Source organism: Marinifilum sp. JC120 (assembly GCA_004923195.1).
Lineage (GTDB): Bacteria > Desulfobacterota > Desulfovibrionia > Desulfovibrionales > Desulfovibrionaceae > Maridesulfovibrio.
On record RDSB01000259.1, the window covers coordinates 1 to 360 of the forward strand.

The window sequence follows — 360 nt, forward strand, 5'->3', positions numbered from 1 at the left end:
GTCACAACAGGGTTGTCCCATGGTGTGGTTGAACACGTGGACCGTGAGTGTGAGACAATGACATGGCCAGAACACTTGGAGTCTACTGTTATGCTTGATAGCTTTGTGCGACTACAAGAGTCTCATGAAGTGACGTCGATGCAGAGAGGACAAGATTGGGATTCGGTAAGTGAGATGAGCAGACTGTGCGACCGGAACCGTGAGCTGTCTGAGGAGCTCTGCAAGTGTCGAGACCTGTGTGATAAGCAGGCATTTGAGATGGTGTTGATGCAAACAGCTCTTCGTCAGGCAGTCGAACAGGCGTCAACTGCCCGAGAGGAACTGGAGGCCTATAGACATGAGAAGGTTTGCGCAATGTCA

The 360-nt window shown here is 51.1% G+C and carries 1 protein-coding gene; it reads left to right on the forward strand.

Features of this window, described 5'->3' with window-relative positions:
- Positions 1–360, forward strand: a 360-nt coding sequence (locus D0S45_21025) for a hypothetical protein (GenBank protein ID TIH01432.1), incomplete at both ends; no start/stop codon positions are given.